This window comes from Paenisporosarcina sp. HGH0030, assembly GCF_000411295.1.
In the GTDB taxonomy this organism is placed as follows: Bacteria; Bacillota; Bacilli; order Bacillales_A; family Planococcaceae; genus Paenisporosarcina.
The window spans coordinates 1,949,357-1,973,424 of record NZ_KE150421.1 but is presented as its reverse complement, the minus strand read 5'-3'; the positions used below and the strand labels follow the sequence as shown (position 1 = coordinate 1,973,424).

Annotated in this window: 27 protein-coding genes and 1 riboswitch; of the genes, 22 read left to right on the top strand and 5 right to left on the bottom strand. The window is 40.4% G+C overall.

The window, feature by feature from the left end:
* Nucleotides 1-97: 97 nt before the first annotated feature.
* The 4 genes from HMPREF1210_RS09455 to HMPREF1210_RS09440 all read right to left on the bottom strand — a co-directional run bounded on the left by HMPREF1210_RS09455 (nt 98) and on the right by HMPREF1210_RS09440 (nt 3,959).
* Nucleotides 98-766, bottom strand: coding sequence for an IucA/IucC family C-terminal-domain containing protein (locus tag HMPREF1210_RS09455; RefSeq protein WP_016428439.1), 669 nt, complete (start codon nt 764-766; stop codon nt 98-100).
* A 2-nt stretch (nt 767-768) separates the two neighbouring features.
* On the bottom strand, nt 769-1,593 hold the full coding sequence (locus tag HMPREF1210_RS09450) for an ABC transporter ATP-binding protein (RefSeq protein WP_016428438.1): 825 nt from the start codon (nt 1,591-1,593) through the stop codon (nt 769-771).
* A 300-nt stretch (nt 1,594-1,893) separates the two neighbouring features.
* Nucleotides 1,894-3,120, bottom strand: a complete 1,227-nt coding sequence (gene pepT, locus HMPREF1210_RS09445) for a peptidase T (RefSeq protein ID WP_016428437.1) — start codon at nt 3,118-3,120, stop codon at nt 1,894-1,896.
* Between the two features lie 188 nt (nt 3,121-3,308).
* Complete coding sequence (locus HMPREF1210_RS09440; protein ID WP_016428436.1) at nt 3,309-3,959, bottom strand: glycerol-3-phosphate acyltransferase; 651 nt, start codon at nt 3,957-3,959, stop codon at nt 3,309-3,311.
* A gap of 139 nt (nt 3,960-4,098) precedes the next feature.
* Nucleotides 4,099-4,216, top strand: a riboswitch (SAM riboswitch).
* A gap of 117 nt (nt 4,217-4,333) precedes the next feature.
* Here HMPREF1210_RS09440 and HMPREF1210_RS09435 point away from each other — a divergent pair.
* The 20 genes from HMPREF1210_RS09435 to HMPREF1210_RS09340 all read left to right on the top strand — a co-directional run bounded on the left by HMPREF1210_RS09435 (nt 4,334) and on the right by HMPREF1210_RS09340 (nt 21,508).
* Complete coding sequence (locus HMPREF1210_RS09435; protein ID WP_016428435.1) at nt 4,334-5,623, top strand: O-acetylhomoserine aminocarboxypropyltransferase/cysteine synthase family protein; 1,290 nt, start codon at nt 4,334-4,336, stop codon at nt 5,621-5,623.
* A gap of 16 nt (nt 5,624-5,639) precedes the next feature.
* Nucleotides 5,640-6,695, top strand: a complete 1,056-nt coding sequence (locus HMPREF1210_RS09430; protein WP_016428434.1) for a homoserine O-acetyltransferase — start codon at nt 5,640-5,642, stop codon at nt 6,693-6,695.
* Nucleotides 6,668-7,654, top strand: coding sequence for a homoserine dehydrogenase (locus HMPREF1210_RS09425; protein ID WP_016428433.1), 987 nt, complete (start codon nt 6,668-6,670; stop codon nt 7,652-7,654). Before HMPREF1210_RS09430 ends, HMPREF1210_RS09425 begins: the two co-directional genes overlap by 28 nt.
* A 461-nt stretch (nt 7,655-8,115) precedes the next feature.
* Nucleotides 8,116-8,916 (top strand): SAF domain-containing protein, encoded by an 801-nt coding sequence (locus HMPREF1210_RS09420; RefSeq protein ID WP_016428432.1) that lies wholly within the window; start codon nt 8,116-8,118, stop codon nt 8,914-8,916.
* Between the two features lie 21 nt (nt 8,917-8,937).
* Entirely contained in the window at nt 8,938-10,095 is a 1,158-nt protein-coding gene (locus tag HMPREF1210_RS09415) for an AAA family ATPase (RefSeq protein WP_016428431.1), read from the top strand.
* Between the two features lie 13 nt (nt 10,096-10,108).
* Nucleotides 10,109-11,455: a CpaF family protein gene (locus tag HMPREF1210_RS09410; RefSeq protein ID WP_016428430.1), complete on the top strand. Its 1,347-nt coding sequence runs from the start codon at nt 10,109-10,111 to the stop codon at nt 11,453-11,455.
* Complete coding sequence (locus HMPREF1210_RS09405; protein ID WP_016428429.1) at nt 11,452-12,378, top strand: type II secretion system F family protein; 927 nt, start codon at nt 11,452-11,454, stop codon at nt 12,376-12,378. The genes HMPREF1210_RS09410 and HMPREF1210_RS09405 overlap by 4 nt, the downstream gene beginning before the upstream one ends.
* A gap of 4 nt (nt 12,379-12,382) precedes the next feature.
* Complete coding sequence (locus HMPREF1210_RS09400; protein WP_016428428.1) at nt 12,383-13,315, top strand: type II secretion system F family protein; 933 nt, start codon at nt 12,383-12,385, stop codon at nt 13,313-13,315.
* 29 nt (nt 13,316-13,344) lie between these two features.
* The gene (locus HMPREF1210_RS09395; protein ID WP_016428427.1) at nt 13,345-13,551 is read left to right on the top strand and encodes a hypothetical protein; all 207 of its coding nucleotides are present in this window, start codon (nt 13,345-13,347) and stop codon (nt 13,549-13,551) included.
* A gap of 42 nt (nt 13,552-13,593) precedes the next feature.
* A complete protein-coding gene (locus HMPREF1210_RS09390; RefSeq protein WP_016428426.1) occupies nt 13,594-14,994 on the top strand; it encodes a VWA domain-containing protein in 1,401 nt (466 codons plus the stop codon).
* Between the two features lie 15 nt (nt 14,995-15,009).
* A complete protein-coding gene (locus HMPREF1210_RS09385) occupies nt 15,010-16,500 on the top strand; it encodes a hypothetical protein (RefSeq protein ID WP_016428425.1) in 1,491 nt (496 codons plus the stop codon).
* Between the two features lie 74 nt (nt 16,501-16,574).
* Nucleotides 16,575-16,949, top strand: coding sequence for a hypothetical protein (locus HMPREF1210_RS09380; RefSeq protein WP_147640302.1), 375 nt, complete (start codon nt 16,575-16,577; stop codon nt 16,947-16,949).
* Nucleotides 16,871-17,602 carry a hypothetical protein gene (locus HMPREF1210_RS09375; protein WP_196930506.1) on the top strand — a complete coding sequence of 244 codons (732 nt, stop codon included), beginning with the start codon at nt 16,871-16,873 and terminating at the stop codon, nt 17,600-17,602. The genes HMPREF1210_RS09380 and HMPREF1210_RS09375 overlap by 79 nt, the downstream gene beginning before the upstream one ends.
* Nucleotides 17,603-17,626: 24 nt before the next feature.
* A complete protein-coding gene (locus tag HMPREF1210_RS09370) occupies nt 17,627-18,061 on the top strand; it encodes a DUF4234 domain-containing protein (protein ID WP_016428422.1) in 435 nt (144 codons plus the stop codon).
* 28 nt (nt 18,062-18,089) lie between these two features.
* Nucleotides 18,090-18,701: a hypothetical protein gene (locus tag HMPREF1210_RS09365; protein ID WP_016428421.1), complete on the top strand. Its 612-nt coding sequence runs from the start codon at nt 18,090-18,092 to the stop codon at nt 18,699-18,701.
* 89 nt (nt 18,702-18,790) lie between these two features.
* On the top strand, nt 18,791-18,994 hold the full coding sequence (locus HMPREF1210_RS09360; RefSeq protein ID WP_016428420.1) for a hypothetical protein: 204 nt from the start codon (nt 18,791-18,793) through the stop codon (nt 18,992-18,994).
* A gap of 83 nt (nt 18,995-19,077) precedes the next feature.
* Nucleotides 19,078-19,710 carry a hypothetical protein gene (locus tag HMPREF1210_RS09355; RefSeq protein ID WP_016428419.1) on the top strand — a complete coding sequence of 211 codons (633 nt, stop codon included), beginning with the start codon at nt 19,078-19,080 and terminating at the stop codon, nt 19,708-19,710.
* 77 nt (nt 19,711-19,787) lie between these two features.
* Nucleotides 19,788-20,402 (top strand): hypothetical protein, encoded by a 615-nt coding sequence (locus tag HMPREF1210_RS09350; RefSeq protein ID WP_016428418.1) that lies wholly within the window; start codon nt 19,788-19,790, stop codon nt 20,400-20,402.
* 72 nt (nt 20,403-20,474) lie between these two features.
* Nucleotides 20,475-20,867 (top strand): hypothetical protein, encoded by a 393-nt coding sequence (locus HMPREF1210_RS09345; protein WP_016428417.1) that lies wholly within the window; start codon nt 20,475-20,477, stop codon nt 20,865-20,867.
* The gene (locus tag HMPREF1210_RS09340) at nt 20,864-21,508 is read left to right on the top strand and encodes a hypothetical protein (protein WP_016428416.1); all 645 of its coding nucleotides are present in this window, start codon (nt 20,864-20,866) and stop codon (nt 21,506-21,508) included. The genes HMPREF1210_RS09345 and HMPREF1210_RS09340 overlap by 4 nt, the downstream gene beginning before the upstream one ends.
* A gap of 211 nt (nt 21,509-21,719) precedes the next feature.
* Here the strand turns inward: HMPREF1210_RS09340 and HMPREF1210_RS09335 are convergent, their stop codons facing one another.
* Nucleotides 21,720-21,950, bottom strand: a complete 231-nt coding sequence (locus HMPREF1210_RS09335; RefSeq protein WP_016428415.1) for an excisionase family DNA-binding protein — start codon at nt 21,948-21,950, stop codon at nt 21,720-21,722.
* 101 nt (nt 21,951-22,051) lie between these two features.
* On the opposite strand from HMPREF1210_RS09335, the gene HMPREF1210_RS09330 reads away from it, so the two are divergent.
* Together HMPREF1210_RS09330 and HMPREF1210_RS09325 are read left to right on the top strand one after the other, a co-directional pair.
* The gene (locus tag HMPREF1210_RS09330) at nt 22,052-22,930 is read left to right on the top strand and encodes an EamA family transporter (RefSeq protein WP_016428414.1); all 879 of its coding nucleotides are present in this window, start codon (nt 22,052-22,054) and stop codon (nt 22,928-22,930) included.
* Nucleotides 22,931-23,227: 297 nt separating this feature from the next.
* Nucleotides 23,228-23,920 (top strand): response regulator transcription factor, encoded by a 693-nt coding sequence (locus HMPREF1210_RS09325; RefSeq protein WP_016428413.1) that lies wholly within the window; start codon nt 23,228-23,230, stop codon nt 23,918-23,920.
* Nucleotides 23,921-24,068: the final 148 nt, after the last annotated feature.

Sequence of the window (24,068 nt, the reverse complement as noted above, 5' to 3'; positions counted from 1 at the left end):
CCCTTAGACGCTAATACATTTTTCGAAATATATTAATAACTTAAGGGGGTCGGACAATAAATTTATTCGGAAAGAAGAAGTAATTAAAAAAACACGCTTAGTCAGCGTGTGGGCAATAAGAGCATCTATTGGTATTAGGCATTTCTTTTAATAAACAACATGTAACTCGTTTATAGTCTTTCATTGCATCAAGGGCTGATTGGTTTTGCAAAAATTGCTTAAAAGGTGAACGTCTCATTTGCGGTTTCCAGGTGCTTTCTAGCAACAAAAATTCCAGATTCGTTGAGGCGGCCGTAATATCATCCTGAATAAGTTGACTGTAAACCCATATGACGTACCCCCATATATTTTCCCATAAAATCAACTTAGGGATCTTCGCATGTTGACTAAAGAATTCAACTAGAGGATGACCATAGGTGTCCAGAATGAATCGTAAAGCTTGTTCTTCATCTTGCACTTTGATATAGCCTTCACTTGGTACTGTGAACTTAATTGTATAGTCGTCCTGAATAATACCAATGTGGTTTAAAGGTCCGGCAAAAACTTGCTTGTGTACCGCAATCGTATTGAATTGAGCTGCTAACAAGAAACCGATTCGGCGAAAAAAAACAGATGCAGCAACGGCATCCGTTGGTGCATCCGTTATGTCTCGAACAGTTTGAAGTATTCTGTTTATGCCATGTGCAGTATGAGCCTCACCGAGTGTCATAACGGTCTGACGGTCATCATCGACAAACACAGAAAGTTGTTTAAGACTATCCTTCATACTTACGCACCTGTAGAAACTCGTAATTCTGGTACTACACAGCGTCCCCGACCATAAGGGATGCAATGAGGTGTGCCGAACATTGGATCTTTTGAAACTTGGCATTCCATACCAAATACTGATCTAACTAAATCACAAGTAATGATATCTTCCGGTTTACCTTGAGCATGGACATCGCCATTTTTAATGGCAATGATATTGTGGGCGTATCGGGATGCTAAGTTCAAATCATGTAATACCATCACGATGGTACGATCTTTTTTCTCATTTAATTCAAACAGCAAATCCAAAATTTCAATTTGGTGCGTCATGTCCAAATAAGTCGTAGGTTCATCAAGCAAGATGAGATCGGTATCTTGAGCGAGTGTCATTGCAATCCAAGCACGTTGTCGTTGGCCACCGGATAATGTATCAACGGCGCGGTCACGAAGATCGCTAATTCGCGTTGCTTCCATTGCGGCTTCCACTTTTTCTGTATCTTCTTCAGTCCAGCGCTTCAACCATGACTGGTGGGGATAACGGCCTTGCTTCACCAAATCATGAACCGTCAGACCTTCTGGTGAAACGGGTGATTGAGGCAGTATACCCATTTTTTTAGCCACTTCTTTGGAAGACATGCGGTGAACATCTTTTCCTTCCAATAGGACAGAACCGGTTGTCGGTTTCAATAAACGTGCAATAGAACGAAGCAACGTTGACTTTCCGCAACCATTGCTACCAACAAAAACAGATATTTCCCCACGGGGTATATGTAAATTCAAATTCTCAAATAGTAAATGATCAGTATATCCAATTGAAAGGGATTCAGCTTTAACAGCAGTATGCATCATTGTAACCTCCATCTAACTGATAGGTGTTCTCACTTAAAACATCATACCATAAAACAAAGAATTAATGAGAATGATTTTCATTATTTACTGGAAAAGTCTTTACAAAATTGTGAAGTTGTCGGTGCAGGATAAGTAATCATGACCTGCTTATGATGTTTTCTACGATTCCCATAAAATATATGCCAGATGACGCAAAATTAGGTGACGTTTTTTGGGAATTTCAATGTCATGGGAAATTCCATAAAAAAACAAGCACAGTCTGTCAGGAGGACAGTCAATGCTTGTGTTATGGCAATATTAAGCTTTTCTTTCAAACAGTTGAATCATTTCAATCATGACTTTGGTTGCTTTTTCCATGTTATCGACTGAAATGTATTCATATTTCCCATGATAGTTTTCGCCACCTGTAAAGATATTAGGTGTTGGCATGCCCATATATGATAATTGTGAACCGTCAGTACCTCCACGAATTGGGATGACTAATGGATTAATTGATAGGTTCGTCATCGCTTCATGTGCAATGTCGACAATTTCTTTTACAGGCGCAATTTTTTCACCCATGTTGTAATATTGATCATGCAGTTCATACGAAATTGCATTTGATCCGTATTCTTCTTTGATCTTTGAAGTAGCTTCTTCAAATAATGCTTTCTTCGCTTCGAATTTTTCACGGTCGAAGTCACGTACGATATAAGACAATTTGGCTTCTTCTACATGCCCGTTGAAATTCATCAAGTGGATGAATCCTTCATGTCCTTCAGTCTTCTCAGGCACTTCATCTGCAGGCATATAAGATTGGAACTTCATGGCGATGGTCAAAGCATTGACCATTTTGTTTTTAGCTGAACCTGGATGAACGCTTGTCCCACGTGTGATAACTTTAGCACCAGCTGCATTGAAACTTTCAAATTGAAGTTCTCCAAGAGGTCCGCCATCCATTGTATAAGCATACTTGGCATCAAATTTTTCAACATCAAATTTATGTGGCCCACGCCCAATTTCTTCGTCTGGAGTAAAGGCAACACGAAGTTTGCCGTGTTTAATGTCTGGATTATTAACTAGAAACTCCATAGCTGTCATAATTTCAGCAATTCCTGCTTTGTTGTCGGCACCTAGTAAAGTCGTGCCATCTGTTGTTATTAAAGTGTGCCCGATATAATTATTAAGCTCCGGGAAATCGTCAGGAGACATAACGGTTTCTTCGTTTAATCGGATGTCGCCACCTTCATAGCAATCGATACGCTGAGGGTTTACATTTTTACCTGTATAATCAGTTGCTGTGTCGACGTGAGCTAAAAAGCCGATTGTTGGCAATTCACGTTCTGAATTTGCAGGCAAAGTGGCAAATAAATAACCATTGTCATCAAGTGAAATGTCTTCCATTCCGATTGATGCCAATTCTTTTTCTAGTTCGTGCAATAAGTCCCACTGACCTGGTGTGGATGGACAAGTGGTGCTTTCAGCATCTGATTGTGTATCAATTTTGGCATAACGTACAAGGCGTTCGATTAATGTTTCTTGCATGGTTTCATCTCCCTTAGAAAAGTTGGTTCGGAGTTGGGCAGATATTGACCGACATGATGCGGGCCAGTAGTCTTTACCCCTTACCTCAGTTTAGCACTTTCATTCGGTTCACGGAATAATGATTGTTCTGGCCGAATGAAATTTTAACGACTTTTTAGTAAATTCGGAATAAAAAATGGATTCCCCAATTAATTGGAGTGAGTCACTTTTTTCTTTTTGAAAACCGAAGAAACTCGTGGTTCCATCCCGGATCTCAAACGGTGTATATTCTCGCGATGCTTCCATAATGCGAGTAAGAAGAGTGCGGTGGTTATGACAATTGGTATTGTACTTTCTGTAATCAAAAAGGCTAAAATGATATATGTAATATATAAGAACAGTACACCGATTAATAAGTAATCTGTCACCAATGAAACGACAACCAGCAAGATAAGTCCAACCAATCCGATTCTCCAATCCAGTACTAACATCACTCCAATAACAGATGCCGTTCCTTTACCACCATCAAAATGCATCTGAAATGGATAATTGTGACCTATTACGACAGATGCCCCCACAAGAAATAATAGGACCCATTGATACTCCAAGGAAACATCAGTAGATTCGAATATAAGACGCAAAAGGACGATTGCAAGTATTCCTTTACCAATATCAACAAATGCAACGAGTGCCCCGTATTTCCAGCCTAATACAATAGTGGCATTGGATGCCCCCGCATTCTTTACTCCCTGTTCCTTTACATTCACCCCAGAAAGCCGTTGCGCCACATTTGAACCGTGGAGACAGCCAATTAAATAACCTGATAGTAAGGTGATTAGCACCCATAATGCAAGATTCATATTCCCAACCCCTTTTTTTCACTAACTCTTTAAACGTTTGAGTGTTGGCAGAAGTTTCAAAAAATTATATAAATAATTCTTGACTATTTATGGATATTAAACATATACTGATTCTCAAGATGGAAAACTAAATCAAATACTCTTATCTAGAGTGGCGGAGGGACTAGGCCCTGCGATGCCCGGCAACCGGCAAGTGATTAACTTGCAAAGGTGCTAATTCCTACAGATTTCTTTAGTGGAGATCTGAAAGATAAGAGGAGGATCACGCACTTGTGAGCCCCTCTTCTTAAGCGAAGACGGGGCTTTTTTCTGTTCATAAAACTCCTCTTTCGCCTCCACACTTCCATCTAAAACACAATCCAGGAGGGAAAACAATGACAAATCTTCAACCGGAAACTCTACTTTTACACGGAGGTCAGCAGCCGGACCCAATTACGGGTTCCCGTGCAGTGCCAATCCACAAAACAACTTCTTTTGTTTTCAGAGATACGGAACATGCCCAAAACTTATTCGCCTTGCAGGAAGTTGGACACATTTATTCACGCATCGGCAACCCTACTGTGGACGTATTTGAACAGCGAATCGCGTTATTGGAAGGTGGCACAGCAGCGGTAGCCCTATCGAGTGGCATGGCTGCGATAGCCTTCTCCATTCTGAATGTAGCAGGAGCAGGTGATGAAATCGTCGCTGCTGGCAATTTGTATGGTGGGACTTACAATCTATTTGCCAATACACTTCCACGGTATGGGATCACGGTGAAGTTTGTAGATTCCACCGATCCTGAGAATTTCCGCGGGGCCATTACCGATAAAACAAAAGCCATTTTCGGGGAAATCATCGGAAACCCAAGCCTTCATGTTTTGGACGTAGAAGCTGTAGCTGACATTGCACACGAGAACGGAATTCCGTTGATTATCGATAATACGTTTGCAACGCCATACGGAAGCAACCCTATCGAATTCGGTGCGGATGTAGTCGTTCATTCAGCTACGAAATGGATTGGGGGACACGGTACGTCAATCGGCGGTGTCGTTGTGGATGCAGGTAAGTTTGATTGGAACAGCGAGAAGTTTCCTGGCTTTACGGAACCGGATACGAGCTACCATGGCCTTCGTTACGGGATTGATGTCCCACAAGTGGCTTTCGCGATTAAACTGCGGGTCCAGCTACTGCGTGACTTCGGTCCATGCCTAAGCCCGGATAATGCATTCGCTTTTTTGCAAGGTCTTGAAACATTGCATCTCCGCGTACCGAAACATAATGAAAATGCAATTGCAGTCGCACAATACTTAGCAAATCATCCGGCAGTAGAATGGGTAAGCTTCAATGGTTTCGAATCTCATCCATCTCATCAATTGGCAAACAAGTACTTAAAGAATGGATACGGCTCGATTGTGAATTTTGGCATTAAAGGGGGTCGGGAAGCAGGACGAAAACTTATCGACCATGTCCAAATCTGGTCGCATGTGGCTAATGTAGGGGATGCAAAATCGCTCATTATCCATCCTGCTTCAACAACCCATCAACAGTTAAGTAGCGAAGAGTTGAAGCAATCGGGTGTAACGGAAGAGTTGATTCGTCTATCAGTAGGATTGGAATCTGTGAAAGACCTGGTAGCCGATTTGGGGAAAGCAATAGAACATGCCACCGTCGTAACGGCTTAATGTGGAGGTGAATTTAATGGCAACAGGAAGTGTGACAATCGGTAATTTTCAACTAGAGTCTGGGGAATGGCTTGAGCATGTTGAACTTTCATATGAAACTCTTGGTCCTCCAGAAGCACCAGTTGTTTTGGTTTGTCATGCGTTAACTGGCAATCAATATGCCATTGGATCAAAGGAAACACCAGGCTGGTGGAGCGGATTAATTGGACCGGGAAAGAATATTGATACCGACTCTTTTCGAGTTATTACACTGAATGTCCTTGGAGGATGCTCGGGTACGACGGGGCCGTTGACCATCAATCCCTCTACAGGCAATCCATATCGATCATCCTTTCCGACAATTACAATTCGCGATATGGTTCATGCGGAAAAAAAGGCATTACAGGCTTTGGGTATTAATCGGCTTCATGCGGTAGTTGGTGGGTCACTTGGTGGCATGCGTGTTCTGGAGTGGGGATTACTTTATCCAAAAGATATGGATATTCTTATTCCTTTAGCAGTTACCCCTTATCTAAGTGACACAGGTATTGCTTTTAACTACATTGGAATCCATGCAATTGAGACGGATGCGAATTATCTCAATGGAAACTATACCTGTTCCTCGGATATCAAGGGGTTTGAAACGGCTCGAATGGCGGGGCTGGTTACTTATCGTAGTGAACAATTACATAAGAACCGTTTTGCCAGAAAGACCAGAAGCGATGGATTGTTCGAAATCGAATCCTATATGAAATATCAAGGGGTAAAACTGGCTAACCGTTTTGATGCGAATAGCTACCTTACCTTGTTAAGAGCAATGAATACCCATGATATCGGAAGGGATAGAGGGGGTATAGAAATTGCGGCAAAGCAATTTGAAGCAAAAGTGATTACCATAGCATTCACATATGATTTACTATATCCACCTGAGGACATTTGCTCTTTTGCGCATCTCGTTCCTGATCATCATTTCTGTATGGTCAACACACGATTCGGTCATGATGGCTTTCTGACTGAATTTGAGACATGGGGAGATATATTATCTGTTCACTTGGGGGTAAAGTCATGGCGACGATTCAAGCAGCAATCTTAGGTTTTGGCACAGTTGGTCAAGGTATTTACCAAATACTTAATGAGAAAAAGGATCAATTAAAAGAATCACTTGGATTAGATATAGACATCAAAGCAATTCTGATAAGAGATAAGACAAAAAGCCGCATGGCAGCTCCAGATGTATTGTTCACTGACAACTTTGATGAAATTGAAGCTATCCCAGATCTTCAAATTGTTTTTGAAGCCATTGTGGGAGAAGACCCTGCTTACGATTATTTATGTAAGGCCATTCAAAAAGGTTGTCATGTCATTACGGCTAATAAAGTCATGTTCTCAAAGCATGGCTTGGAGTTACAGGAACTTGCAAATAGGCAAGGTGTCCATGTAGGATATGAAGCAACTACAGCTGGCGGTGTTCCCATAATTTCAACTTTGAAAAATATTCTTCTAGTAAATCAGGTACAAAGAATTCAAGGGATATTAAATGGAACATCAAATTACATCTTAACTCAAATGAGGGTGCAAGAAAGCAGTTTTCAGGATGCTTTGGAGGAAGCAAAGTTACTGGGGTACGCAGAGGCAGATCCTTTCAATGACATTTCAGGTCAAGACGCATTTCGAAAGCTTATGATATTGAGTAATTTAGCATTCGGTAAACAACCAAAGTGGGATGATGTATCGATTGAAGGAATAGCAGATATCACTCTTGAACAAGTACTGGGGGCTGCAAGGGAGGGTTTGCGTTTCAGACATGTGGCAGAAATTGTCGAAAAGGTAGATGGGTCCTTACATGCAAGTGTTGGTCCAAGATTGGTAGGTCCAGAGCATCCTTTGTATGCAATTGAGGGAGTAAATAACGCAATTGCGCTTGAAACGGATTACATGGGAACTTTAACATTAGTGGGCCCGGGAGCAGGTAAATTACCGACTGCAAGTGCCATGGTGAAAGATTATGCAGAAATTATCGGCAAACGGACTCAAATTTTAGTCACTATATAAGAAAATCGAACCGCTACATTCTCTCCAAATGGAGAAATGAAGCGGTTTTTCTATTGGGGAAAATAACGCACTTATTATATAGAAGGAATACATTCAAAACACTTGATTTTAAGTATCTTGAAGTCGAGGTTATTGGTATTACATGGAAAAAATAAAGAATCATTATACCCTCTAATTGTAAAAAAAAGGTTTATTAAAGGTAGAATAGTTGTGATTTAAAAGTGTATCAAATTTAACGAATCGCATTATATCAACGTTTTGGTGATTAGGTAAAAATAAATATCTTTAAATAGGTTTATTTACACGGTACAAGGGAACTACGAAAATTAGTTGTAAATATTATCCAACTTTGACATTATGGGAAAGGAAGTGGTAAATAATATATGACCTTAGAGGTATTCATTGAAGGATTATACCTAAATAAGTAAAAAAGAAACCATTTTGAAAAGAGGGATTAATGAATGTTAGAGGCAAAAAGGCGTGCGGCTGTATTCTTTATTTTGGCCTTTATTTTAGCGGCCGCCACTGGGTATATGGTCCTTCAGAAAGTTAAAGACTTAAATTCCGAATTAGGAGCAATGACAAAAATTTATGTGGCTAATGGAGAGATTCTTTCTCGAGAAGTAATTCAGGAAGACCAAGTAACCGTTATGGAAATTCCAAATAAGTTTGTAGTTAAAGATTCTCATATCACATCGTTCGAAGAACTGCAGTACCAAGTTTCCGTCCTGCCTCTCAAGGACGGGGATATCATCACCAAAAGCATGATCAAACCAGCTACAACACTACAAAATGAAAATAATCGGTTGGTCAGCTTAAATAGCTCAGAAAAAATTCAATTTGACCAAGTAATCGAAACTCTAGATCGAGTGGATATTGTTGTATCGACTGATAATAATGGCGACCGCAAAACGACCATGTTCATGAAAGATGTGGTAGTAAGATGGGCGTTAGGTAATAAAGATGGCATGAGAGGGATTGCAGTCGAAGTGACAGCTGAACAAGCACCTAAACTAATACATATGCAAAATTATGCTGATCATATTCGAATATTAAAAGCTAATGTTGGTCAAAATAGCCTGCCTCTAGAAGAAACTGAAGAACAAGCAACGCAGGAGGATGCAGCCGCACAGCCAAAGTCGGAAGCTAAACCAGCAACTCCACCAGCAACGAAGCCTGCACCTACACCTGTACAACCAAAAGATAATACAAAAAAAGAAACACCGAAAGCAGCAGGAACGACTTCAGGCAGCGGACAGTAATAAAGAAGAGAGGCTGACAAGATGGAATCACATATAAATATTTTGATTGTTAGTGAAGGGGAGCAAAGCACGGCGCAACTAAAAATAATTGCTGAAAGTTTTTCAAAAAGCGTAACTACGGTTAATTATCCAGAAGCCATTCGTGAAATGAATCGGGAAACACGAGATATTGTGATTGTTTCTCAATTTGAAACAGAAGCTTCTGTGGAATTGGTTCAATCGATTCGAATGGTTAACCCGGCATGTCTGCTATTGTTTGTTGCCAATGAATCTGACTTTTCATTGCTCCGTTCAATCATTCGTTCAGGAGCGGATGAGTTCTTCGTATTCCCTGATGAAGCCAGTTTATTTGCCAGCCGATTCCCAACTATCGTAAAAAACTATGAAATTAAGAAGAATTCGATGGAAGAAGCAGCTGTAACCTATGGGAGGAATCGGGGGAAGATTTTTTCTTTCTATAGTGGAAAAGGTGGAAGTGGCCGTACATTAATTGCTTCTTCAGTTGCTCAAACTTTAAAGCTTGAGTCAACGGCGGAAGTGATTTTGATCGATTTGAACACTCAGTACGGTGGAATCGAAAACGTCTTTTCTATTGAATCTAACCGTTCGCTGGCCGACTTAATGCCAGTAGTTGAGGAATTAAATGAAAGTCATATCCGGAATGTATCGGAAACGCAGGAAGATTCCAAGCTAGAAATTCTCATTAGCCCTTGTGACGCGGAAATTGCGGAATCAATCGATGAAGAGTTTATTGCCAAATTGATTCGTACATGCCGACGTTCATTTGATTACGTGTTAATTGATTTGCCAAGTCATATGAATACACAGGTTGTTACAGCATTAGAAGAGTCAGACAAAGTATTTTACATATTAGCTCCTGAAACTTCAGCACTCAAAACGTTGAAGCAGTTCGAGACACTGAGCACAAGGCTCGGCATTTCATTGGCAAATCGCATGGAAATCGTGCTGAATGAACTGGCCAAAGAAAACGAAGTCCAGCAAAGTGATTTGAAAAATGTACTGCGTTTTCCGGTTGCTGCTTCCATTCGCAGGGACATTAAGGGGTTACAACCCTATATCAATAAAGGCATGCCCGTCAGAAAAGTGCAGAAAGAGCGTAAATTAATCCCATTTGCCAAAGATATTCGAAAGTTTGCACGAGATGTATTAAAGCAATAGGAGGTGAAGAGGGATGAGCTCACTGTTTGAAAAGAGAAAAGAGAAGCTTGTGCAGAAAAAGCCAACCTCTTACGAATATGAAAACCACCTCGTCGATGAATTAGTCGAACATTATAAGGCACGTTTATTGCGCGACACAAACTTAGAAGCCTTAACGCAGTTGTCTTCAGGAGAAATGCGTTTACGCATCGAACAATATGTTTCTACTTTCATGTCCGAAGAGAAAGTGATTATTTCAAGGCATGATAAAGAACTGTTAATTACTAGAATTCTAGACGAATCAGTAGGTTTTGGACCGCTCGAACCTCTCATAAATGATCCCGATATTACGGAGATTCTGATCAATGGATATCAGGAAGTTTATGTGGAAAGAAAAGGAAAGCTTCAGGAAGTACAAATTGCCTTCAGGAATGATGAGCACGTTCGGCACATTGTGGACCGAATTGTTGCACCACTCGGCAGACGAATCGATGAAAGCTCACCAATGGTAGATGCCAGATTGCCAGATGGCAGCCGTGTAAATGCAGTTATTTCACCAATCAGTTTATCAGGCACACTGGTTTCCATCCGGAAATTCCGAGCAGAACCATTTAAAGTGGAGGATTTACTGCAGTTTAATTCCATGAGCAAAGATATGGCAACGTTTCTAGACGGGATTGTCAGAGCCAAAATGAACACTCTTATCAGTGGCGGTACAGGATCTGGTAAAACAACCTTGTTGAATGTAATCGCAACATCCATTCCTCACGGAGAACGGGTCATTACGATAGAAGATTCGGCAGAGCTTCGACTCGACCGACCTAACGTTGTTGGAATGGAAGCCAGACCAGCGAACGTTGAAGGAAAAGGCGAAGTCAGCATCCGAAACTTGGTGCGAAACGCGCTACGTATGAGGCCAGACCGTATCATTGTCGGGGAAGTTCGAAGTGGCGAAGCATTTGATATGCTCCAAGCGATGAACACCGGGCACGAAGGGTCAATCACAACTGTCCATGCCAATAATGCGGACGATGCATTGCGCCGAGTGGAAGCGATGGTCATCATGGCAGGAATGGATTTACCTTCTACTATTATTCGAGAATACATTGTCGGAGCTTTAGACATCATTATTCAGGCAACACGACTGACAGATGGAACTCGGAAAATCGTTTCGATTTCTGAAGTGCAAAAAAATGATGGCAAACATCGGATTGTTGAAATCTTTAAGTTTCAAAGGACCGGTTTAACGAAGGATGGAGAGGTCGAAGGACATTTTATTCCGACTGGTGAAATCCCCCAGTGTTTAAATCGAATCCGTGTCTTTGGAATTGACATGGACGAATCGTTATTCGAGCCAGTGAAACGAGGTGTAGTCGTATGACCGAAGGCTTACTGGCGATGCTGACCATTCTCGTGTTCATCGTAGGTTTTTATTTCTATCTTGGCTATCGAAAAGAAAAACGAGAGTGGCGTAAACAAGTCCAACAGTTTTATCGAGATGGAGAACGTCGTAAAAGTGTGTTGGTTGTCATTGGAGCTAAGTACGATCAAACCGAGTCGGCAAAAGCGCTGGAACAAAAGCTGGTAGATGCAAATATTGGCTTCACGCCATCAGAATTTTTGGGAGCGTTAATAGTTTCATATATGGGATTGATTGTTGGTCTGCAAAACTTTTTCAATCTGAACATGCTTGCTAGTTTGTTCGTTGCCCTGTTACTCGTAGAGGGAGGGCGCCGTGTATTGTTCATGGTGCGTAAAAATAAGAAGAAGCAATTGTTGGTCGAACAGCTTCCAGAAATTTGCCGTATCCTAGCTAATGCTACACGATCTGGTATGACGCTAAATCAAGGAATTCAACTTGTAGCGCAAGAAATAGCAGAACCGGCAAAATCAGAGTTTAAAAGATTGGCGCATGAATTATCTCTTGGAATAGACTTCGGTGCAGCGATACGCAGCATGGAAAAACGAGTGGATGATAAAGAATTTCAATTGTTCACAGCTACTATGCTTATCCAGAAGAAAGCCGGCGGTAATTTGTACGCTGTACTGGATGAAATGAGTCAGACACTGGATGAACGTAAGTTATTGAAACAGGAAATCAAAACGATGACTGCAGAACAACGTTATATTTCCTACATTGTTCCGGTCATTCCGATATTCCTAGTACTGATGATGAACAACATTATCGATGGTTTTTTGGATCCCTTATTTACCGGACTGGGATTCATCCTATTTGCTTTCTTCTTGACCGGTACAATTCTAACATTCGTGATTGTCCGTAAAATCACTAATATAAGGGTGTGATGAAATGGATGGAATTATTGCTTTATCTGTACTGTTGTCAATAATTTTTGTTGGAATTGCCCTTCACTCATTATTTGTGTACTGGCGTGAACGAAAAGCATTGAAAGAACAAGTAGAGGAATCACTTTTTATTTACGATACCTTCCATCGGAAAATCACACGTAAAGAGAAACTGGTTGCCAAGATGTTCAAATTTGCTGATGATTTCGCAGATTTGGGCCAACGCATTAATTTTTTCAGTGAAAATGAGGAAGTTAAAAAGTGGTTGATACAGGCCGGATATCCTTATGAACTGACAGTTGAACGCTTTCAAGGATTGAAAATCTTTTTAATGATTGTTGGATTCTTTGCAGGCGGAATATCTCTCATTCTACTACTGCCCTTTTCACAATTTATGATTATCCTGTTGCCGATTTTTGGCTATATGAGTGCGATTATGTGGATTCGCTCCAAAGCGAAAAATCGCCAGGAGGAAATTTCGTATCAGTTACCGGATTTTCTGGATACGATGAGCGTTACTTTGCAGGCTGGGGTCGCGATGGATCAAGCAATTCGTGACATTGTTCCGTATTTTGAAGGACCAGTGAAAGAGGAATTCGGACGATTCATTCAGGAAATTAACGTTGGTGTACCGCGAGCGGAAGCCTATCGGACGTTACTTGTCCGTAATGATTCAAAAGAGTTTCAAATATTGATAAAGTCCTTGATTCAAGGCGAGCGATTGGGTGTACCAATTGCAGATACTTTCAAACAACAAGCCGAAGAAATGCGAAAGTTGAAGAAAGAGATGATTAAAGAGAAGGCGGCGAAAGCTTCACCAAAAGTAACACTCGTTACGACATTTTTGGTTCTGCCATCTTCGCTCGTATTAATCGGAGGCTTGATGATGATAAATATGTTCAACCAAAACAAAGGCATTTTTGATTTATTCCAATAAAAAAACAAGCTCAGAGGAGAGAAAACAAAATGAAAAACTTATTAATGAACGCATGGATGAATATCGTAGTACCGGTGAAAAACGAAAAAGGTGCACAATCACTTGAATGGTTAGGGCTGGCAGCATTATTGATTTTAGTATTAGGGATTATCTCGACAGCAGTAAGTGGACAATCTGGGGCAATCGGAGATTTGATCGGTAAAATCGTTTCCAAGATCGGCGGAATGGTCGGCTAATTCCTTATACATGGACAAATACCTTAGAGAGGCGGTATCAGAATGAGTAAGAAACAACTCATCTTGACTGGTTTACTCATAATGGCTTTGTATGGCTGTAATGAGGAAACAAAGAAGACAGGGATTGTTCCAGGAGAAGAAATATCGAATAAAAACGATACTTCTAGTAAATTTGAGCCTTCAAATGATTCTGAGCCCGAAAAGGATTCAGAAACTAACAATAAAATGATCGTTGAACCTTTACCTGAAAATTTGAATGAATTGGCGGCATTAACACCAGGATATACCGGCTACTTGGCTGTCATTGAGGAAAATGATCAAAAGAAAATTGATGAATTGACGAAAGACTTGCCTGACATTTCGAGCAAACCGTCAAACGAAGAACTGGACCATTACTACAATGCAATTCTCAGCGTGTTTCAACAGGATTATGAAGGTCCTGAAGATTTGATGCAGGAACTTAAATTCCAATCAATTGGGAGTCCCGATATCGATGATCCACGTATGCAGTTTAAAGAAAACTTGAACGTAATGGTCATTTTGGATGCTTCAGGAAGCATGGGCAAAGACATGAATGGTCAAACCCAGATGGAAGCGGCAAAATCAGCCATTACGAATTTTGTAAAAGGACTTCCGGAAAATGCAAACGTAGGTCTACGCATCTATGGCCAAGAAGGTAGCGGCAGCAAAGCTGATAAAGAACTTTCCTGTAAAAGTAGCGAGCTTATTTACCCAATCGGCAACTATGAAGCGAATGGGTTTGAACAAGCTTTAGCGAAAGCAAAACCTGCAGGATGGACGCCAATTCAATTAGCTCTGAACGAAGCCCAAAAAGATTTGGCGTCTTTCAAAGGCGATAAGAATACAAATATCGTCTATCTTGTCAGTGATGGCATTTCTACTTGTGACGACGACCCTGTCACTGCAGCAAAAACATTGTATGAATCAGATATTACACCGATTATGAATGTCATTGGCTTTAATGTTGATAGTGAGGGACAAAAGCAATTACGTGCGGTAGCAGAGGCTACGAAAGGTAGTTATCAAGACGTTCAGGATGCACAAGGATTGCAAAATGAATTGGATCAAGCAAAAAAGGTAGCGGAAAAGTGGGGATTCTGGAAAACCTCAACAGAAGGCAATGTAGGATATGAGCGTACTAATAATGATTTAGACATTTTTGGCTATCATTCGAAAGAATTTAAAAAATGGGTGGACGAAAGACAGCAAGTTGGATTTACCTTAACTTACTTGCTTCAAGAACATGAAATGATGTCGCAGGAAAGCCACGATTATTTACAACAGAAAAATAAAGACTATCACACTTGGGTAGAACAGGAATATGACAAACTACGTGATGAATTGAAAGTATTGAATGAAATGAATTACAAAGAAGCCATGAAGCTATTAGAAGATACGTATAAGCAAAACAGTACTCCATAACAAGGAGGTGCACGAGTGGAGAGAAGTGGATTAAGAAGGTTTTTTGCCATAAGCATGATTGCATTCATTTTGTTTTGGACTGCCGGGCCGTCGATTATGTTGGCTTCGTTCATTTCGCCAGGAACACCAATAACTCCAGGTTCTCCTATAACAGGCGGAAGCCCAATTACAGGTGGTCAGTTCATTGCGCCTGGTGAAGTTAATGGACCCGGTGAGGCAATTGCGCCTGGACAAGCAGTTCAAGGTGGTAATTCATCCGTATCTGGACAACCAATTATCTCGGGTCAACCAAGTTCGAATGGTTCCTTCATTACGCCAAATTTCATACCGAATCCATATAATGGCTGGCTGCAAACGGGAACTCCGATTACTGGGGGACAAGGACCTAATGGAGGACAAGGTCCTTCAGGTGGTGATGCGAACGGTGGAGGGACTGGCCCAGATGGTTCATCTACAGGCGGAGGCCAAGGTGGCACCGGACCTGGTGGAACATTGCCAGGAGGAGGCCAAGGTGGCACCGGACCTGGTGGAACATTGCCAGGCGGAGGCCAAGGTGGCACTGGTGGAACCGGACCGGGCGGAACATCGCCAGGCGGAGGCCAAGGTGGCACTTCAGGAACTGGTGGAGGCTCTGAAGGCACAGCTTCAAATGGCGGGCCTGACCGCGGAGTATTTGGTGCCATCGCAAGTACAACAGAAAACGTGAAAAAATATGTGTTAGAGTTTGGTGATACGGTTCTTCAAGGGGCTACTGCACAATATGCCGGATACACTATTAATGAATTAGCATCTGGAAATTATAAAGTTACGGGTCAATCCAGTATTAACAACAAATTCTTTAACCATTTTTATGATAAGTTCAAGAAATATACGATGGATGGTAGAAATGCTTATTTGCCGACCAATGGAGCAAATCCGAGACCACATCGAGTAAATACTTTTTTAGATGGCAAAAAAATTGCAGATCTCACTTCACCTAAAACGTTTATAAACTCGGCTTGGAATAGTGTTAAGAACAGCTTGAATACCGATTTCAATGTATTTTCGAAAAGCTTCTATGGCAAATCGAATTTGATGAAATTGAATGGACCCGTTAATTTGGCGCTAAGTTCATTCAATAGCATCTACGATTATTCAGGAGGCGAAAAATCGGCAATAGGTCTGTTGTCGACTGACTTTGCAGCTGATCTGACAACGGATGTAGCAATTGGAGTCGGAACCACTGCGTTATCCACTATAGGGGCCAGTATAGCAGCGGGCGCAGTAGGTGGCTCGGTAGTTCCAGGGTTGGGTACCGTTGTTGGGGCAGCAGCCGGTTTGTTAGTAGGTTTGACTGTCACATTACTGTTGGAGACGGGTCCTGGTAAAGCAGTGAAAAAAGCTGTCAGGGATGGCGTTAAATTTGTTTATGATGGCGCAGTAAGTGGCGTCAAAGCTGCAGGAAAAGGGATAGCAGATGGAGCGAAAGGTCTGTTTGACGGTGCTAAGAGTCTATTTGGCTTTTAACTGAAGAGAGGGTTGAATGTAGGGTGGCAACCCTCTCTTATCTTTCACCAAAATTAATTGAGAGAGGTGATTACATGTTCAGTATGAGGAAATTAATGCAGGCAATTGGAGCCAGTATTCTGATCACGGTCTTATTTTCTTTCATAATCGGGTTTTTTAATATTCCATCTTTTAATGGCTATATCGTTTTCCAAATGATTTTGACATACGTCTCACTTGGATACTTTTCAGTGAAGTGGAACCCTAAAACCCCTTATACCGCAGCATTCCTGGGGGCAACAATTGTTTCGATCCTCAGCATCCTCACCTCTTATTTTTTACTGAATGTCTTGGTGTTGTGGGATCCAGCTGGAATTGGGCGGAGCATGACTTGGGCAGTCCTTCTGACATTGTTGGTAGCAATCATTACGGTGTATATGAAGCAACGGAAGGCAGGGACATTAGTATGATTGGTGAAGCGTTCAAAATCTACAGTCGTAACTGGTTTCCTATTCTAATGTGGTGTTTCATCATCATAGCACCCATTACTGTTTTCAGTTATTTGGGGATTGTCTATGTATATAGCAATGACATTTTGCATAATGAGTCTTTTCTCGCAGGGTGGCTGCTAATGCTGAATTTCATTTTATGCATCCCTCCTTTTTTGAAAATGGTCAAAAAAGATGGAATGGATGAAACGATAAAAGTTACGGAAGGTTTGTTTTTCTTTGCCAAACGATTCGGTGTGATTTTACTTGTCGCAACAATTGTTTATTCTTTGGGATTGATGGGCATGTATTTATTATTCATACCAACCGTGGTTGCCATTTTATTTCTGATCATTTTTCCGTTTTTTGTGGAATCGCTGAGTGTCAGGGAGACTATTAAACGGACTTTCAGAAAAATGAGAGACGAGAACCTATCGATTATTGGTGATGTCTTAGTGATTGCTGGTTTGAACATTGTTTTGTGGACCAGTTTGATGATGTTTCTGGAAAGTTATGAAACGAATGTTTTGGCATTTTTAATCATACGTGTCACTCTTAATGTGTTGATTCTTCCTATTTTGTACATATATTTGTCTTTGAGGTATAGAAGCGATGAATTCGCTTTGGATATTTAGTTAGTTGAGGAAGGAGTTACATAGATGGTCAGCAAAGTTGGGAAAAAAGCGCCTGAAAAGAAAATCAAAAAGATAAATGTGTATTTAATGGTGATTTTGTCTTTCATCACAATGGGAACATATATTGGCTATTGGTTTGTAAAAAGAAGCAAGGACATAGAAAGGTTAGAACTTAATCACCACGTGTCATTTGGAACTTGGAAATTATTCACTGGCCTCTCTTTAGTCTTGTTACTTATTCAATTATTTGGTGGCATGATTTTAAGCGAAGTCGGATTACTGACTATCGATTCTTTAAATATGATGTTTTCATTTCTATTTGTTGGTATCTTGTATTATTCCATCTTTAGAATTAAAGAAGTAATCGAAGAAAACTCAGAAATTGAATTCAACAAATATGCTCTGTTTTTTATGCACATCTACTATGTACAATACAAACTAAATCGATCATCCCTGTAAACCAGGTGTTCAAGAAGAGGTGTTAATATTGAAAGTCGAAAAAACGAGTACAAAAGAGAGCGTTTTATTCACAAAAAACCGCATTTTCCTTACTTTTACACTGTTTCTTCTGCTGGGCTTGCCAGCAAGTTTTATTCCTGAAGAAACATACCTTAAATGGTTATTGATCAATTTCATCATTGCTGTGCTTTTGACAGTAGTGAATTACATGATTTGGACGAAACAGAAGCATGACAGCAAAAGGTATTTCTCACTTCACTCTTTTGTAATGATGCTCGGTTTGGCATTTTACGCGACATCTCCAATATTAAGATTGATCTTTCCTTCCATGTATTTTTGGATTCTTTTAGGTGGATTGATTCTGTACACTGTTTTCTTAGTATCAAAGTACGACGCAATTGCTGGAGGGCTTTTAAATCCTCGAAAAAAAGGGTTCAAATTATTGGTTTTCTCCTTTTTTGCCATCGTTTTTGTAGCGGGAAGTAGCATATGGGGTTATATGCTAGCGTCAGATGCCGCACCGGTCAATGAAGTGGCGATTATCATGTTTTTCTTGGGACTCTTCCTATTGATGGTAGCTCCGTCAATGCTTGTCACACCAGAGCGTGCCGAAGAATTGAAAGCACCACAACATAATTGAGGTAGATTGAAACGTTGTTAAACTTAGTATGCGCCTAATCGGAAGCAATTGCAGAAGGTCTATTAAATCCAAGATTAAAGGGTTTCAAGATGTTGGTTTTTACATATTTTGCAATTTTCTTTTTCTCTGGAAGCGTATTATTGGCCTATATGTTGGCAACAGAAGCAGTACCATGGGTTGGATTGGCAATTATTACTTTCTTCATTGGTCTATTTTTTATAATGGTATCTCCTGCCATGTTGATTACACCTGAAAGAGCGATTGAGTTAAGAGATAGAGAAATTAAATCCTGACGGCAATTCATTCCAACGAAGAATTCAAGACCACCTCTTATGATTGAAGAATACAGTTAACAAGTGATTGGAGAGATTGCATTTTGCCGAATCCATCGATTTTTGTGTTTTTAGCTTTGCCATTGATATCTGCACTGATCTCACTGGGGATTCCCATTTATAAGTCCGAGTATATGATATTAACAGCCATCATTTACTTGGGGTATGCATTGTTACTCTTCATCGTTAAAGCAATGTCCTCATCTAATGGAAAGATGGATTTTCCTAAATTTGCAGGATATGCCATGTTTACTGCTTTCGCATTTTTCTTTATTATGCCTTTAATTAAAATATTTGATGGCGAAATTGGCATTCAATTGCTCTTGATCGTGATTTGGCTCGTGCTCCATATAATCTTTTTTGTCAAAGTCGAGACGTTCTACAAGATTGTTTTACCGACGGCGGGTGAACAAAAATCAAAATGGACGATTGTCTACTATCTAGTTTTCCTTGTACTTGCTCTAATTTCAGGTGGAGGAAACTTCATGGTAACGCGAATTATGACAGAAAGTTATGGACAGGAACCAATCATGAATTATTTTTCATATGTCCTATATATCATCGGTTGTTGGCTTGGAACACTTGCAGCCGTTATGAGCATTGGAATGCAAGGGAAGTTGCCGAAAGGTCGAATTGAACGAATAGTACAAAAGGGAAAGTTAGTACGTAATAAATAATCATTGAATTGATGAAGACATAGTAAATTTGAATAGCCATTTTTCGGTCAATGTCTTATACAAAGGGGAAGTACGTCATGAGTAAACAAAAAAAGCTTGAAAAACTTGCAGTTCCGTTTGTTAAAAATCGTATTTTCATTACGTTTACTCTCTTTCTTATGTTGGGTTTACCGGCCAGTTTAATACCTGAGGAAACATACCTTCAGTGGGTAGTTATCAATTCACTCGTAGCAATACTATTAACATTTGTGAATCACATTATTTGGACGAAACAGAAGCATGATAGCAAAAGGTATTTCTCACTTCACTCTTTAGTGATGATGCTGGGTCTGGCATTTTACATGACATCTCCAGTATTAAGATTGATTTATCCTTCCATGTATTTTTGGATTCTTTTAGCTGGATTGATTCTGTACAGTGTTTTCCTATTTTCAAAGTATGATGCAATCGCTGGAGGCCTTTTAAATCCACGTAAAACTGGGTTCAAATTAGTGGTTTTCTCATTCTTTTCCATCGTTTTTGTAGCGGGAAGCAGCTTATGGGGCTATATGTTGGCGACAGATGCTGCACCAGTCAATGGAGTGGCCATTATCTTGTTTTTCTTGGGACTCTTCACATTGATGGTAGCTCCGTCAATGCTTGTCACACCAGAGCGTGCCGAAGAATTGAAAGCACCACAACATAATCATTGAATTGATGAAGACATAGTAATGTTGACCTCATAAAAAATGAATTGTGCAATATTTGAAGATAGAGGTGATCCCATGATGGGCTTACGAACATTAAAAAATGAAAAAGGTGCATTGAGTATCGAATTTCTAGGAATTCTTCCTTTCTATTTCATTTTTTTCTTATTGCTTTGGCAAGTGGTAGCTTCCGGTTATGCAGTCATGAGTTTGAAGTCTGCCGCAAATGATGGAGCGTCGGTTTACGCTATGACCGGAGACGCGGTAGAAGCTCAAAGTGCTGTCATGCAATCCATTGGCGGTAGTGCACTTTTGGCCAGTCCCAATGTATCCATTAATCCACAAGGAAATGGTGCTTTCACTTTAACAATCAGCGCCCAGCACCCTCTTGTCTTTATTCCAGCTGAATGGAAGAAAGAGACCGCGGTCTCATTGAACTCGAAAGCAGCTGGCAAGGTGTTTGTCCCATGAAGTATTTAAGCAATGAAAGAGGCAACTCTGCCTTTTATATTATCTGGCTCTTAGGTATTTCCGCTGTCATTTTTGTCATTGTCATCAATATTGCGAAAGTATATGTGGTCAAACAACAAGCTTCAACTGCCACACAACAAGCAGCATTTGCGGGAACCATCGTTTTTTTGGAAGTTACCCAAAAAGGGATAGAGAATTTTGACAGTGACCTGACCAAATCCACCGCACAAAAAAAGGAAGATGGGGAATCTATTCAAGATCAAATTGATCACAAAGTGGATGAATTGGTCTCTCAAGATGTAGATTTACAGCAAGCGTACATCAAAGCATACAATGAAGTACTTCCTGAAAAATTAAGAAAACATCCTCAATTTGAAATAGAAATGAAAGAGACGTTTAGAGATTCTGGGCTTCGCGGGAAATTGCTTAGTGCAGTTCAATCAACCATCACGGCCAACGAAGCGAATGCAGATGACTTCGAAGTGCTGCTGTCCGATACAAAATGGCGTGTGGAAGTAACAGCAGATGCTACATATAAGACGATAACGGACGGAACCTATCTCCAGCCATTTACTTCGGATATTAAACAAAAAGGAGTCGGCCCGTCACTTAAATATTTGGAATATATACCTTTCGAATGAATCAGTCCTGAAACAATCCTTTAGGACTGATTTTTGTTTATTAACATCTCTCTGTTTCAGCACCTGAAAGTTGAGGCTTTCTAGACTGAGGTAGACCCTACATGAATCCTTCGGTATGAAATAAAAATCCAAGCACTCTATAAAACAGAATGCTTGGATTTTCTTTATGATTTACAGATTTTCATATTTTTCGCCTGTTAAAATTACGAGGTTAGTCTTCATCTTTAACATCAATATCTTCAGGAATGGGAGTGTTTCGCCATTCGTCTATTTGCCGTTTAACGTCTTCCACTTGTTCTAGGTGTCGATCAAATTGTGTTTTATTTATTAAATACTGCTCTCCATCATGAACAGATTTAATGCGTCCTTCCAATACGTACCGGCGTACTTGCAGTTCAGGCATGCTCAAAAATTCAGCTGTTTCTTCTATTGTTAAATACATAGAGCAACACTCCTTTTTCTACAGTATAGTTGACGATATGCTGTATCTCAATATGTATAAAATATGGTAAGGTACAGTCAACAACTACTTGAGGTGACGATATGAAAACAGTGATCCCTTACCTACTTGTGCTATTAGCTGCTGTGTTATGGGGCACAACTGGAACAGCTCAAACCTATTTGCCACAAAATGCCCAGCCTTTGACGATTGGTGCGTCACGGTTAGCAATTGGTGGATTTTCATTATTACTAATAATGATTGTGATGAAAAAAATTAATTTCAAAACCTGGCCATGGCTGATCACTTTAATATGTGCATTGTGCATGGCATTGTTCCAACCTTTATTTTTTACCTCCGTACGAGTGACAGGTATTGCTATCGGGACTGTTGTCGCTATTGGAAGTGCACCTATTTTTTCTGGTTTGATAGAATGGTTGTTTCTTAAAATGAAGCCATCTCGCGCTTGGGTATTGGCCACAACGCTTTCAGTCATTGGATGCAGTCTTTTGTTTCTGAACAAAGACGCACTTACTGTTAATCCACTGGGTGTAACTTTGTCTCTAATTGCTGGTTTTGTTTTTGCCATTTATACAATCGTCAGTAAAGAATTACTTTCTAAAGTGGAAGCCATTCCGGCAGTCGCCATGACATTTTCCTTGAGCGCATTGATGTTGATGCCATTCTTGTTCATTTTCGACAGTTCATGGGTGTCGGAACCATCGAATATTTGGACAATTTTATACTTAGGATTTATGACAACCAGTGTTGCGTACATACTGTATTTATTGGGTCTCCAAAAAGTCCCTTCGTCTTCAGCGGTAACGTTATCTTTAGGGGAACCGTTGACTGCAGCAGTTTTGAGTGTTTTTATCGTGGGGGAAGTATTAAGCCCTGTTTCATGGGTAGGCGTTTTACTAATGCTCGGAGGGATTATTGTTCTTACGTTCAGTGGAAGAAAACGAGCAAAGTATATTAGGTAAATGAAAGTGTCTCTTTAACCAGAGGCACTTTTTTAGTGTTTTTATTGGATATATATGGGCTAATCGGAATAAAAGGTTGTTGATGTCGATTAAGTCTAGATTAATGCCCATTAATATGCAATTGAAGCGGATTAAATCTCAGTTGATGCCGACTAAATAGCATATGCAGTCAAATAAAATCAAACGAAAGATAGTCCACGATGTTTTCTTAAGAAATTCTTCATTTTTATCCTCATAGTTTGTTAAGAATTGGCAGATATAATTGGTATCATAAGAAGTAGAAATGAGGTGCAACGGATGACACAATTTACGGTTCTTGTAACGGATGATGACCAGGATATTCGGGATGGAATTGAGATTTACCTGAAAAATGAAGGGTACCGCGTATTGAAAGCAGCAGATGGGGTGGAAGCATTGACGCTGCTTGAAACGAATGAAATTCATTTAATCATTCTCGATATTATGATGCCAAATATGGACGGCATACAAGCAACATTCAAAATTCGCTCAGAGCGCAACATTCCAATCATTATGCTGAGTGCCAAAGCGGAAGACTCAGATAAAATTCACGGATTATCTGTGGGGGCAGACGACTATGTAACGAAGCCATTTCATCCGATGGAACTAATGGCTCGTGTGAAGTCACAGTTGCGTCGATACGTCCATCTCGGTACGTTCAAGGAACAGAATGCCACAGTGGCAATCGGTGGACTTGCACTGGATATGGAAGCTAAATTAGTGACGCTCGATGGGGAAACCGTCAAATTGACTCCAATCGAATACAAAATTACCGAATTGCTGATGACCAATGCCGGTCGAGTGTTTTCTATCGGGGAAATTTATGAGCGTGTCTGGAACGAACCCGCGTACAATGCCGAAAATATCGTCGCTGTACACATTAGAAAAATTCGGGAAAAGATTGAAACGGATCCGAAAAATCCGCGATATGTAAAGGTGGTGTGGGGTATTGGCTACAAGATCGAAAAGTAAGGTATCCCACTGGTTTTCCATTGTAGCACTTGCATTAGCCATGCTCAGTCTCATGTATTGTTATTCCTTTGTTGCTCAACTAATAGATGACAACTTTTCCTCGAATAGGATGTTTGTGCAATTGACCCGCATGTTAAAAGGAGGCGTC